General features: G+C 47.2%; 12 protein-coding genes. 8 read left to right on the top strand and 4 right to left on the bottom strand.

Annotated features, from left to right (window positions below):
• Positions 1-7: 7 nt before the first annotated feature.
• Positions 8-448: a DUF6172 family protein gene (locus tag G517_RS21040; RefSeq protein WP_245543212.1), complete on the bottom strand. Its 441-nt coding sequence runs from the start codon at positions 446-448 to the stop codon at positions 8-10.
• 371 nt (positions 449-819) lie between these two features.
• On the opposite strand from G517_RS21040, the gene G517_RS18190 reads away from it, so the two are divergent.
• From G517_RS18190 to map, 3 genes are all read left to right on the top strand, one after another.
• Entirely contained in the window at positions 820-1386 is a 567-nt protein-coding gene (locus G517_RS18190) for a GNAT family N-acetyltransferase (protein ID WP_211224261.1), read from the top strand.
• Positions 1387-1809: 423 nt separating this feature from the next.
• Positions 1810-2016, top strand: a complete 207-nt coding sequence (locus G517_RS0107400) for a ParD-like family protein (protein WP_028303883.1) — start codon at positions 1810-1812, stop codon at positions 2014-2016.
• Positions 2009-2776 (top strand): type I methionyl aminopeptidase, encoded by a 768-nt coding sequence (map, locus tag G517_RS0107395; RefSeq protein WP_028303882.1) that lies wholly within the window; start codon positions 2009-2011, stop codon positions 2774-2776. Before G517_RS0107400 ends, map begins: the two co-directional genes overlap by 8 nt.
• A 251-nt stretch (positions 2777-3027) precedes the next feature.
• Here the strand turns inward: map and G517_RS0107390 are convergent, their stop codons facing one another.
• Complete coding sequence (locus tag G517_RS0107390; protein ID WP_028303881.1) at positions 3028-3909, bottom strand: LysR family transcriptional regulator; 882 nt, start codon at positions 3907-3909, stop codon at positions 3028-3030.
• Between the two features lie 130 nt (positions 3910-4039).
• On the opposite strand from G517_RS0107390, the gene G517_RS0107385 reads away from it, so the two are divergent.
• Both G517_RS0107385 and G517_RS18185 read left to right on the top strand, forming a co-directional pair.
• On the top strand, positions 4040-4471 hold the full coding sequence (locus G517_RS0107385) for a PACE efflux transporter (RefSeq protein ID WP_028303880.1): 432 nt from the start codon (positions 4040-4042) through the stop codon (positions 4469-4471).
• A 231-nt stretch (positions 4472-4702) separates the two neighbouring features.
• Positions 4703-5257, top strand: a complete 555-nt coding sequence (locus G517_RS18185; protein WP_245543210.1) for a hypothetical protein — start codon at positions 4703-4705, stop codon at positions 5255-5257.
• Positions 5258-5373: 116 nt separating this feature from the next.
• Here G517_RS18185 and G517_RS0107375 read toward each other — a convergent pair whose 3' ends face one another.
• Positions 5374-5859, bottom strand: a complete 486-nt coding sequence (locus tag G517_RS0107375) for a LabA-like NYN domain-containing protein (RefSeq protein ID WP_028303879.1) — start codon at positions 5857-5859, stop codon at positions 5374-5376.
• A 183-nt stretch (positions 5860-6042) separates the two neighbouring features.
• Between G517_RS0107375 and G517_RS0107370 the strand changes: the two genes are divergently transcribed.
• Positions 6043-6951, top strand: coding sequence for a bestrophin family protein (locus G517_RS0107370; RefSeq protein ID WP_245543216.1), 909 nt, complete (start codon positions 6043-6045; stop codon positions 6949-6951).
• A gap of 23 nt (positions 6952-6974) precedes the next feature.
• Here G517_RS0107370 and G517_RS0107365 read toward each other — a convergent pair whose 3' ends face one another.
• Entirely contained in the window at positions 6975-7970 is a 996-nt protein-coding gene (locus G517_RS0107365) for a YeiH family protein (protein WP_028303877.1), read from the bottom strand.
• A gap of 309 nt (positions 7971-8279) precedes the next feature.
• On the opposite strand from G517_RS0107365, the gene G517_RS18180 reads away from it, so the two are divergent.
• Together G517_RS18180 and G517_RS0107355 are read left to right on the top strand one after the other, a co-directional pair.
• Positions 8280-9353 carry an efflux RND transporter periplasmic adaptor subunit gene (locus G517_RS18180; protein WP_036590772.1) on the top strand — a complete coding sequence of 358 codons (1074 nt, stop codon included), beginning with the start codon at positions 8280-8282 and terminating at the stop codon, positions 9351-9353.
• Between the two features lie 2 nt (positions 9354-9355).
• Positions 9356-12517, top strand: a complete 3162-nt coding sequence (locus G517_RS0107355; RefSeq protein ID WP_028303876.1) for an efflux RND transporter permease subunit — start codon at positions 9356-9358, stop codon at positions 12515-12517.
• Positions 12518-12589 lie beyond the last annotated feature (72 nt).

Raw genomic sequence — 12589 nt, 5'->3', positions numbered from 1 at the left:
CAGCCTCTTACTTGGTTTCTTTGAACTCATCATCATCGGCAAAAGGGTCTTCCATCTGCTCGCGCTCGAATTCGTCAGCGTCAAAGCCGAAACCTTCTTCATGCTCGTCACCTTCATCAAGGCTTTCGCTGCTTTCAACGACCTCGACTTCTTCCTCTTCACGCTCTACAAAAACGCGATTAGACGGTACAGCGATAATTTCTAGATAGAAACTTTCCCATTCCTGAGCTTCAACGATGCTGATCTTATCGTTAATTTCTGCAACATGGATAACTTCAGCACTTTCGGCATCTGCACCAAATTTGCAGTCAAAATCCCAGAAATCGGCACCTTTAGGCAGGGGTTTGTTGCGTTCTCTTTTCTGATATTTTTTTGCTTCGTTTTTAGCGGCTTCAATCAAACGTGGATACTTGATCTTAGGGTGAGAGAGCTTAAATGTCTTTTTCATCGGAATCCTAAAGGCTGATATTTAGGCGCTGAGTGAATACAGAAGTGTAAATACTCACCACCTTGAAATGCGCGAGCATGATACCGGATTTGGCAAGTATCAGCTATCCTAAAATCCTTCTCAGGGGGATATCGATTCGGTAATCAAGCACGCCTTGACCGGCTTAATGCGCGGTTTACCTAATTAAGGAAATTAGATAAGCTGCAAGTTCAATACATTATGGAAAACGTGCAAGCGCAATTAGCAGGGAAGCAGTCAGATCAGAAAATGGATTTTTCCTTTCTAATCGGAACCTTTCCTCAATTTTGACGGACTATTGAAACCGGCGAAATGAGCATACCTATGATTAAAGTGTTAAGCCCAAGGGGGCGATGGTGCAAATTTGTGAAACGGAGAGGTTAATTGTACGGCGGTTGTCTCTCGAGGACGTTCCCGTATTGACCGAAATTCTCAGCGATCCTGAAGTGATGAAACACTCGGTTCGTGGCGTTTGTGATGAGGCCGCTACCCGCAAGTTCATTGAGTGGTGTTTAGCCTGTTACGAGTTACATGGTGTGGGGCCATGGGCACTAATCGATAAAAAAGCTGCTGAACTCATAGGCTTTTGCGGTGTTGGGCCAGAGATGGTCGCTGATGTCGAGGAAATCAACCTTGGCTATCGACTCGCTAGGCGCTATTGGAATAAGGGACTGGCATCTGAGTCGGCCAGAGCAGTTCTGAATTATGCTTTGGGGAAAGGGCTGTTCCATTCAGTGATTGTGATCATAGAGCCTGAGCATGTGGCATCGCTGAAGGTCGCTGAGAAAGCGGGGTTTTCCAGCTTCGATGTGCTGGAATTTCATGACCGCCCAGTGAGGCTATACCGTTTAACCTCCGAGCATTGGGAAACATTGCATAAGCGCTGTTGTCGGACGCAGCCATGCTGCGCCGATGTTTGAGGTGTTCAGGCTGTAAAAAACCTCCCGAACTATGATCTGACCGGGTCTTGAAACGCAGGAGGCGATGATGGCTCGATTCAAGCACTACGACGACAACCAAACGTCGAATGTAGAAAAACTGGCAAAATACGGGCATATAAACCAGTAAAACAGAGTAAATACATGCTTGCCACAGACACTGAAAGCAGCAGGATACTGGTCTTACAGACAACCAAAGCCTGAAAAGGCCGGAAGTACAGAATCAAGCAAGGGTTGCTGAAAAAAACGACAATCGAAAATAAACAACAGAGAGAGAGTTGTGGGCGGGAAAAGCGGGTTAGCAACAGGTTTTTCTACAAGCTCGTTAAATTCCTCGCTGACCATATTGCCAGTCGGGCATCGGAGATATATGATTCGTATACATATCGTATATTAAGGACTGCTATGGGAATTGTTAAGATTGACGACGAACTACATGGGGAGATTCGCAAGGCGAGTTCAGTTATGGTTCGCTCTATCAATGCTCAGGCTGAGTATTGGATAAAGATTGGCATGCTCGCTGAGGCGAATCCCAGCATGACTTTTTCTGACATCATGCGAGACCAAATGAAGCTGGCCGAAGTAGACCTAAGGAAGGTTGTCGGTGGCTAGCATAAAACTAAAAAGTGCTGAAGAATTAAGTGTAATGCGGGAGTCCGGTCGGCTTCTGGCAAGGGTTTTTGATTACCTTGATGGCCGTATCGAAATTGGTGTCTCAACGATGGATATCAATGATTTGGCGGAGAGGTTCATCATTGATCAGCTACATGCTCGACCAGCGAGTAAAGGTCAGTACGGGTATCAGTATGTTCTGAATAGCTCTGTAAATCGCGTTGTATGCCATGGTGTTCCTTCAACCACTCAAAAGCTGAAATCCGGTGATATTATCAACGTTGATATAACGTTGGAGCAGGGCGGATTTATCGCTGACTCGAGCAAAATGTACATGATCGGTAACGTGACTCCGATCGCTAGGCGTTTGGTCGATAAAACCTATGAGGCAATGTGGGAAGGGATCCGGGTTGTAAAGCCTGGCGCGACCCTTGGTGATGTTGGTCATGCCATTCAGAGCCACGCCCATAAACATGGCTATTCTGTTGTTCGCGAGTATTGTGGGCATGGGATTGGGCGAGAAATGCATGAAGAACCACAGGTTCTTCATCATGGCCTGCCCGGTAAAGGTTTGGTTCTGCAGAAAGGGATGGTGTTTACAATAGAACCCATGATTAACCAGGGTAAGGCTAAGGTTAAGTTGAAGAAAGATGGATGGACCGTCGTCACCAGCGATAAAAAATTATCTGCTCAGTGGGAGCATACGGTCGCCGTTACCTCCGATGGTTACGAGGTTCTGACGCTCAGAGTCGAAGAGTGAATTTAACAATCGCAGGGACGGCGAGGGCTTTTTCGTTGCGGCTTCGCCTTCACTGCAAAGCCGCGCATGCTGCGGGCTTCAGACTGTAGAAAAACCTCCCGAACTATGGTCTGATCGGGTTTTGAAACGCAGGAGGCGGTGATGGCTCGGTTCAAGCACTACGACTACAACCAAACGTCGATGGTGGTCAATTATCAGGATCAGTTGCAGCCCGGTACTTGAGGGTGTTCAGAATTACTTCTTTTGGCAAATCAGTCGAGCAAAGTTTTGAGATGCTCTTCCAGCCACAGTAAGCCTGGCCCTTTCGTCGTTTTCTTGGATATCAGCAAATCGACAGGAGGCGACCATGTTTTATGGTCAAACGAGACGTTAATCTGATTAAGTTTGCCGTGTCGGATTTCATTTTCCACTAAGTAACGTGGCAGATACGCCCAACCCACTGAGCTATGCACAATCATCTCTTTAATGGCGACAAAGCTGTTCGCCCACCACACCTTGCCTGCTACCACCGGAAAATGGTCAATCACCTTACCTTTGTTGCCTCGCAGGATGAGCTGGCGATGTGGGATTAAATCAGGCAACTTAGCAACACTCACCTTAGACAAAGCATGGCTTGGATGGCACACGGGAACAAAAGGTAGGTTGCCGATAAAGCACGGTTCGGAGTCCGCATGGAAAACTAGGTCGGTAAACATGAGGCCGATATCCGCGCGGTCTTGTGACACCAAACGATTCACATCGGTACTCGCTGCGGCCATTAACTCAAGCTCTGTCGCTGGGAATGTTTGGCTAAATTTGTCCAACACCTTAGACAGTGAAGGAAGTAACAGCGCATCATCTAATGCAATACGTAGCAGCCCTTCCTCTTGATTATTGATGGCATTGACTGAAGAGCTGAGATCTTCCACCTGCAGAATAATTGCTTTGACCTGCTTAAAGATCTGCTGACCTTGCGCAGTAAGGGTTGGTTTGCGTGTCGAACGGTCAAAAAGTTGAACATTAAAATCGATTTCAAGATTACTGATGCCTTGGCTCACCGCCGACTGCACCTTGCCCAACTCGCGGGCACTGGCAGAAAATGACCCTAATTCAACGGCATACATAAACATTCTCAGCTGATCTATGTTGTACATTTGGTATCCCTCAATACTTGTTATCACTATATGTGATGGTAACTATCTTTATATTATCACTTAAATAGATATTATCCGGCCAAGTCATTAGCCCATAGAACCTAGAAACACATACTAGAGAGTAAAAAAGATGTCACATAAAGAACGCATGTTACACATGGTGCTGTTTGAAATAGTTGCTTTGATTTTGATGGCCGTAGCGGCAACCTACATTATGGGTGGCGGGGTGGTGAAAATGGCAGGTTTGGCGTTATCTTTGTCATTGATTGCGATGATATGGAACTACGCCTACAACTACGGTTACGATAAGATTTACGGTGTTGACCGCAGTAAAAGAACCAAAAAAACGCGTATTCTGCATGGCTTAGGCTTTGAACTGGGTTTGATGCTGGTGTCGCTCCCGCTACTGATGTGGGTGCTTCAACTTGGCTTTTGGACTGTATTGGTGATGGATGCCGGGATTGTTGTTTTCTTCGTACTTTACGCGATTGCATTCAACTGGATATATGACTCAATCCGAGCTCAATTGGTTGCGAAAGGAAAAATTGCAGCTCTGGTTTAGAGTCTAAAGTTCGTCGTATGTCATTAGCCATCCGATCTAGATTTAAAGTACTGGTGAAATTATGGAGGATTACCGCAGGGCAGTTCAGAAAGCTGAAGCAGTTTGCCCGAGATAAAATTATGGGTGTCCCAGGTGACGGGAAAGATTGCATTAAATGGAATTTTTCATCCGGTCTTAATCCTGCTAGGGTGGTTCTTTTTTTATTGGTATCTTTTTTCACAGGATCATCAGATGAATACGCGAACAAATCTGTTAATACGCTCAACTTTTGCTAAGTTGTTTTCCGTAATTTTCTTTATGTTAGCACTGTCAATTATTTTATCTCTGTTGTTCGATATTGTTGATCATCTCTCTAAAGGCACTAGCTTTATGCAGATTTTTCTAGGGAGTATTAATACTGGGATTATTGCTTTGGCGGTGTTTGAGTTAGCCCTTGTTATTTATAAAGAGTACTCAGGGGAAGAGTCGGAGGATGAGGACCCTGTTGCGAGTCTCAGAAGGACGATTCCGCGATTTATCGGTACGGTGTGTGTCGCCTTGTCGCTGGAGGGATTGATTATGGTGATCAAGTATAGCCAGTTTGATTTGGCCGGTAATCTTTATTACCCCGTTGCAATTATATCCAGTACGGCTTTTTTGTTGATTGCATTAGGCGTGTTTATATTTTTGAGTGATCGTGCAAGATCGCACGCACGGCCTGTGGTGCTAAGAGAGCAAGTGCCTGCTAACCAGCAAGATGCGAAGGGTATAAAAGAATGGGTTGCGGTTGATCAAGAAGCATCATAGCCGGCTTTTTATTAGCAAGGTGCGCGTTATTTGGCATATCAGCACCAGCCGATGGATGACGGCTGGCTGCTGAGTTAATCAGAATGCTCTAAAAGCAGGCCGCTAAAAACGTTTCGCTAGTTTCTTTTGGCTACGAGTAGCCCTTCGGTTATTTCATGAAAATGATCACAGCTCTGTATCAGGCTATTAGCCGTTAACGTGGGAACACCGTAGACCTCTGTTTGCGTATCAAATCGCTGTTTGACCCGTGTTAGAAGCTGGTCAAAATCGCCATCCCCTGAAAGCAAGATTACTTTATCGACTTTAGCAGCTTGTTCATACAAGTCTAAGGTAATCCCCACATCCCAGTCCCCTTTGGCGGAGCCATCTTTACGTTGGATAAAGGGTTTTAGCTTTACCTCAAAACCGATATGTTTTAATGCTTGTTGGAATTTCTGCTGGCCGGTGTCTTGGCTACTAATGGCGTAGGCGGTGGCGTTGATAATGTCGCCTTCGTGCTCGATCTGTTGCCAGAAACGGCGGTAATCGAAGGCTCGACCATAAATTTCTCGGGTGGTGTAATAGATGTTTTGAATATCAGCAAAGATGGCGATGCGGGTCATACTTGGGCCTTGTTTTAAACTTAAATAATAAAAAGGCACTTTACGTATCAATGTTTTTGCTTATAAAGCATTGTATTACTTACGTTATTTGATGCTTGGGTCGTAATTGTAAAATGCTAAACTTGCTTAGATTGAGCTATCTTACCCACTTTTGTTTTGTAGTATAAGGAGCATCTCTTGATTGTGCAGAAACGTGCAGGTCTTTTAACCCTGCTATTTACGATGCGTGGCTCTGTTATTCCCCGCGTCTTTCCACAGATGGTGCTGCTGGCGCTGTTTTCTTCCGCTATCGTTTTTGTGTATCAATACCATACGTTTGATCTACCCGAGTTTAGCTTAACGCCGTTTACTTTATTGGGTATCGCGTTGTCTCTCTTTTTGGGCTTTCGTAATAATGCAGCCTATGATCGCTGGTGGGAGGGGCGGAAAATTTGGGGGCACTTGATCTATGAAACACGCTCGATTGCTCGGGCGACAGAGCTATTACTGATGCCTGAAGATGCACGTAGGCATTTACTCACTTTGGTGGCTGCTTTTTCTCATGCACTATGCCAAGGGGTGCGTCCTGGTTCTGATTCTGGCCCTGCTATTGCCAACCTGTTAGGGGCGAGAAAAACCGCCGAACTGTTGGCTTGTAGCAGCCCTGCGGATGCGATTCTTCGGGAAATATCAGCCATTATTACCGCAGAGTACCACGCTAAGCGCTTGGATACGGTGGCGGTGAGTATGCTCGATAGGCATCTAACCCAGTTCGCGGGAATTCAGGCGGGTATTGAACGCTTGTCCAATACGCCGCTACCCTTTGCATTCACTTTGTTGGCGCACCGAACGGCTTATATCTACTGCTTTCTATTGCCATTAGGGTTAGTGGGAAATGCACTTTGGCTGACGCCTTTCTTCACGACGTTAGTGGCGTATTGTTTTTTTGGTTTGGATGCCTTGTCCGAAGAGTTGGAATACCCCTTTACTAAAGAAGGTGCCAATCACTTGCCACTAGAAGCGATGTGCCGCGTGAATGAGATCTCGATAGCAGAGGCTTTAGGGGATATTCCGCCAAAGCCTCTGCACCCGATTAAGCACGTACTGAGCTAGTTTGGCTCTTTCTGCCGTAATGTTTAAGGATACAGCAGCAGGTTTAATCCTAAGCCAACACTAAAAAGCACAATAAACAGTATGGCCGCTAATATAATGGGTTTTAAACCCGCTTGGCGCAGGGTGCTCCAGCGGGTGTTAAAGCCCATGGCCGCCATAGCGATGGTTAAGCTGAACTGGCTGATAAAGGTTAAACCTTCATGCAGAGTTTCCGGTAGTGCCCAAAGGCTGTTAACAACAACGGCCAAGATAAAAAAGCCGATAAAGTGAGGGAATGCTATAGGAATCCTTTGGTGGGTGGCCTCTGGATCGTTTTTTTCCCTAAACAGCAGCAAGCTTAGAGCTACCACCACAGGAGCTAAGCACATCACTCGAATAAGCTTCGTCATAATGGCGGTTTGCAACGCCTCAGGGCTGATGGTTTGCCCTGCGGCTACGGCCTGTGCAACTTCGTGTACGGTGCTGCCGATAAAGATACCAAACTGCTCTGGTGCAATGGGTAAGAGATTAAATAATAGTGGATAGGCGATTAGAGATAGGGTGCCAAACAGAACCACGGTCGCAACAGCAACGGATACTTGGCGATGACCGCCTTTAACCACCGGCTCGGTGGCCATAATGGCAGCGGCGCCACAGACAGCACTTCCTACACTGGTTAATACCGCCAGCTCTTTATCCATCTTGAGGACTTTAATACCTACGGTGATACCGGTTAGTAGTACGGTACAGATCACGATAATATCGATAACCAGTGCCTGCCAGCCCAGTTGAGCCACCTGTTGAAATGTCAGGCTGAACCCTAGCAAGATAATACCGAGACGTAACAGCTTTTGCTGGCAGAACAGGCTGCTTTTGCTCGGGGCTGATTCTGTTTCACCCCGTCGAATCATACGGCTGGATGCTCCAAATAACATACCCAGCAGAATAGCCAAGGGCAGGCTGCCTAAGCCGAGTTCTGCAATCACTGGAGTTTTGGCAATAAATATGGCTAATAGAGTGATAATAATTAAGTGCAGCATGTCTGAGCATCCAGTCTCTGTTAGTAAGGTTGCATTATGGGTGTCTATTTAAATCAATAAAAACGGATAAAGTCGATATTTGTTATCGATTTTATCGATAAGTATTGATGCATCGAAATGAATGTATCTAAATTGATGCATTTAATTGCTGGTAATTGCTGGCTCTAAGATGATGCTTGGTTACGTCAGTCATTCGTTTTTGTTAATCTTTATCCAAAATTTGCCCTAGTACCCGCCACCGGCTTCGTTTGAATGAATGAGAAAGTGCGTTGCACTAGGTTATTTCGCTCTAAAATATTGAGGCGCTCTGTGAAGATAACGTTTTCGCAGGCAGCTGCGGCTGTCGCTATTATTGGTTTTGCAAGTTGGGCTTTAACGGCTCAAGTTGATACAGCATTGGCCGAAGCCCCAGAGGTGACAGAAAAAGCGGCTGAGCCGGTGACTCTGCCTCAAGTCGAAACCTTAGTGTCAAAGGCGATGGCCTATGATCGACAAGCGGTGCTGCAGGGACAAATTGAGCCTTGGCGTAGCGTGGCTTTACGGACACAAATTGCGGGTACGATTGAAAGCGTCTGGGTGGCACAGGGGGATCATATTAAAAAAGGGCAGCGGATGATTCAGCTGTCTAAAACCGAATATCAAGCCCAATTACAGAGCGCCAAAGCGAGTGTTCGGTTAAAGCAATCACAATTAGAAGGTGCCCGTAAGCTCTACAAGACCAAGCTGCAAACCGAAACCGAAGTCTTGCGCTTAGAAAGTGAGTTAGAGAATGCCCGTGCCAGCGAAGTTATGGCACAACAGCAGTTGAACCATGCTCAGCCAGCGGCGCCTTTTGATGGCGTTTTAGATTATCTTGATGCTGAACTGGGCCAGTATATGAATGCCGGTGAAGAGTGGGCGCGCTTGGTGAATATTGATCGCCTAAAAGCAACGGCAGAGATTCCCCAGCAAGATGTTGCTGCCGTGTCCGTTGGGCAGTCCGTTGATATTGATCTGTTAGATGGTCGCCGTTTGAATGGAACGGTCAGCTTTATCGCCAGTGCCGCCAGCACAGGCACCCGAAGCTTTCCCATTGAGGTCGCGTTTAACAACCCTGAAAAGCAGCGTATCGCTGGGGCCAGTGCCACGTTAAATATACATCTTGGCTCTGTTTTAGCGCATCAGTTATCCCCTGCACTGTTAAGCCTTGGTGATAAAGGTGAGCTGGGTGTTAAGTGGGTTAATGAGCACGATCAGGTTGTGTTTCAAACGGTTAAATTACTCAGCACAGGTACTGATGGCGCTTGGGTGACAGGTCTGCCTGATAGGGTGGCGGTTATTAGCCTAGGGGGTGGCTTTGTCTCCCACGGGCAAAAGGTTGTGGCCAAGCGCGGAGCTAACTGATTATGGAAACCATCATTCGTGCGGCTATGGATCGCAGCCGAGCCACGCTCTTTATCTTAATTATGCTGATTTTTGGCGGTTTGGCGGCTTATCAAGCGATCCCCAAAGAGGCCAATCCCGATGTCACTATTCCTATTATTTATGTCTCGATGAGCCTAAGCGGTATCAGCCCTGCGGATTCTGAGCGTTTACTCGCCCGCCCGATGGAGCAAGAGCTGCGCTCATTAGAGGGTATTAAGAAAATGACCTCTGTGGCGGGGGAAGGCCATGCCTCTGTCACCTTAGAGTTTGATGCGGGCTTTGATCCTAAAACAGCGCTGCAAGATGTACGTGAAAAGGTTGATAGTGCTCAGTCTAAGCTGCCTGAAGAGGCCGATGAAGCAACGGTTCATGAGATCAACGTTGCCCTGTTCCCTGTGCTGTCAGTGGGTTTATCAGGGCCGGTGAATCAAAAAAATCTTATTTTTATTGCCCGTCGTTTAAAACAAGAGATTGAAGGTATTCCAGAGGTTCTAGAGGTCGATATCGCCGGAGACCGAGAAGACCTGCTGGAAATTGTGGTCGATCCTCAGGCGATGGACAGCTACAACTTGGATTATGCGGATCTTTATAGCTTGGTCAGTAACAACAATAAGCTCGTTGCCGCAGGCAGTTTAGATAGTGGGGCTGGGCGTATGACCCTTAAAATCCCCGGTGTGATCGAAAACCTTGATGACGTGATGAATATGCCGATTAAGGTTTCAGGGCAGCAGGTCATCACCTTCAAAGAGGTTGCGACTATTCGCCGAACCTTTACCGATCCCACCGGCTTTGCTCGTATTAATGGGCAGCCCGGCGTGGTGTTGGAGATTAAGAAACGCTCCGGTGCCAATATTATTGATACCGTAAACAAGGTACGAGGGCTATTTGAGGCGGCTAAGCCTTTATTGCCGCCAGAGCTGGAAGTGCGCTATCTGATGGATCAGTCTTCAGAAGTGAAAAGTATGCTCTCTGATCTGCTTAACAATGTAATGACCGCGGTTATTTTGGTGCTGATTATTATGCTCGCAGCGATGGGGGCTAGGGCCGCTTTTCTTGTAGGGCTGACCATTCCAGGGGCCTTTCTAACCGGTATTTTAGTGGTGTCCTCCCTCGGGTTTACCATGAATATTATCGTTCTATTCTCACTGATTTTAGTGGCTGGAATGTTGGTTGATGGTGCCATTGTTGTTTCGGAATTGGCTGATCGACACCAGAAAGAGGGCTTCTCCCGTCAAGATGCTTGGGCCCATGCGGCCAGTCGTATGGCTTGGCCGATTATTGCCTCAACCTTGACCACGATTATGGTGTTCCTGCCGCTGCTGTTCTGGCCCGGTGTCATGGGCGAGTTTATGAAATACCTGCCCGCCACCGTTATGATCTGCCTGTTTGCATCGTTGGCGATGGCGCTGATCTTTCTGCCGGTGATGGGTAAAGTGTTCGGGAAACGAGAACAGGCCGCGACCAAGGGGCGGTCAGCGGTTAGCGATATCGACATGAACCATGCTCAATATCAAAGCGCCCCAGGGCGAGTCTATCGCCGTGTATTGGCTTTTTGTTTGCGCTTCCCGTCCAGTACGCTTGTGGCGATGCTTGCCTTAATGGCGGTGATCTATGCGGCCTATGGTAAGTTTAATCATGGTGTCGAGTTTTTCCCCGCTGTTGAACCGGAATCCGCTCAGTTGCAGGTACGCACATTAGGGGATTATTCGGTTTACGAAAAAGATGCACTGCTACAGAGAATTGAGTCTCGGCTTTATGGTATGCCTGAGGTTGAAGCCTTGTATGCTCGCTCGTTTGCGGCTCCCAGTGGTCAGCTAGCGCCAGATGTGATCGGCGTGGTGCAGTTCAGCTTTACCGATTGGGAGCAGCGCCGCCCTGCCAATGCCATTCTGGATGATATGCGTGAGCGTACCCAAGATATTGCCGGTGTTGTATTGGAGTTCCGTAAGCAAGAGGGTGGCCCGCCATCCGGTAAGCCTGTGGAAGTTCGTATTAGTGGCAGTAGTCCAGAAGAGATTGACACGGCCGTTGAGCAAACGTTAACCATCATGGATGAGCTGGGTGGTTTTGCCGATGTGAACGATGACCGAGCGCTACCCGGTATCGAATGGCGCTTTGAGGTGGATCGAGCCAAAGCTGCGCAATATGGTGCAACGGTTTCTAGTGTGGGTAACGCGGTTCAACTGGTTAGTAATGGACTAAAACTTGCGAGTTATCGGCCTGAAGGCGCCAGTGATGAGGTGGATATTCGCATCCGTTTGCCAGAATACGCCCGTACCCTAGATCAACTGAATCGGCAAAGCTTAAATACACCCTTTGGTCTGGTGCCTCTAAGCAATTTTGTCACCTTAACCCCTGCGCCAAAAACGGGCATTTTGCGTCGCCTTGATGGTCAGCGCACCATTACTATCTCCGGCGATGTTCAGGAGGGTGAGCAGGTTAATGAGCGCCTTATTGCATTAAAGGCTCGTATGGGTGAACTACCCAGTAATATCACCGTTACCTTTGGTGGTGAAGACGCTGATCAGAAAGAGTCTATGGTGTTTTTGGTGAGTGCGTTTCTAGTGGCGATTCTTTTGATGATGTTGATATTGATTATTCAATTTAATAGCCTCTACCAGACTTTCCTGGTGCTCTCAGCCATTATCTTCTCAACCGCTGGGGTGTTATTAGGCTTATTAATTACAGGGCAAGCCTTTGGTATTGTGATGGTCGGCATGGGGATTATCGCCTTGGCGGGTATTGTGGTGAACAACAATATTGTCTTGATCGATACCTATAACCGCATTCGACACGATGGTTTAGGGGCGGTTGAAGCCGCATTAGAAACGGGATGTATGCGTCTTCGACCGGTACTGCTAACAGCATTAACCACGGTATTGGGCCTTATGCCTATGGTTTTAGGGGTTAACGTTAACCTGATGGATCATGCTTTAGGGTGGGGCGCACCTTCAACACAATGGTGGATGCAGCTTTCAAGTGCCATCGCTGGCGGATTAACATTTGCCACGGTGTTAACCCTGTTTTTAACCCCGTGTATGTTGGTGCTGGGTGACGGCTTTGCCAATAACCGACTATTCCGAGGTATAAAAGCACTCCTCTCACGAAAAGACACAAAAAATATCACAATAGGTAACGGTTAAATTGCTAATCTAGTGCGCTGCACTCTAGCCATAGCCAAAGGCCGGTATTTTCGCTTGGCTATGGCTATCACT

The organism is Oceanospirillum maris DSM 6286 (assembly GCF_000422865.1).
Lineage (GTDB): Bacteria > Pseudomonadota > Gammaproteobacteria > Pseudomonadales > Halomonadaceae > Oceanospirillum > Oceanospirillum maris.
Note: the sequence above shows the minus strand (reverse complement) of the source record. Positions and strands in the feature narration are given on the sequence as shown.

What these genes read in the sequence shown, in the direction of transcription:
- G517_RS21040 (WP_245543212.1), bottom strand. Translation starts at nt 448, where the DNA reads ATGAAAAAGACATTTAAGCTCTCTCACCCTAAGATCAAGTATCCACGT.
- G517_RS18190 (WP_211224261.1), top strand. Translation starts at nt 820, where the DNA reads ATGGTGCAAATTTGTGAAACGGAGAGGTTAATTGTACGGCGGTTGTCT.
- G517_RS0107400 (WP_028303883.1), top strand. Translation starts at nt 1,810, where the DNA reads ATGGGAATTGTTAAGATTGACGACGAACTACATGGGGAGATTCGCAAG.
- G517_RS0107390 (WP_028303881.1), bottom strand. Translation starts at nt 3,909, where the DNA reads ATGTACAACATAGATCAGCTGAGAATGTTTATGTATGCCGTTGAATTA.
- G517_RS0107385 (WP_028303880.1), top strand. Translation starts at nt 4,040, where the DNA reads ATGTCACATAAAGAACGCATGTTACACATGGTGCTGTTTGAAATAGTT.
- G517_RS18185 (WP_245543210.1), top strand. Translation starts at nt 4,703, where the DNA reads ATGAATACGCGAACAAATCTGTTAATACGCTCAACTTTTGCTAAGTTG.
- G517_RS0107375 (WP_028303879.1), bottom strand. Translation starts at nt 5,859, where the DNA reads ATGACCCGCATCGCCATCTTTGCTGATATTCAAAACATCTATTACACC.
- G517_RS0107365 (WP_028303877.1), bottom strand. Translation starts at nt 7,970, where the DNA reads ATGCTGCACTTAATTATTATCACTCTATTAGCCATATTTATTGCCAAA.
- G517_RS0107355 (WP_028303876.1), top strand. Translation starts at nt 9,356, where the DNA reads ATGGAAACCATCATTCGTGCGGCTATGGATCGCAGCCGAGCCACGCTC.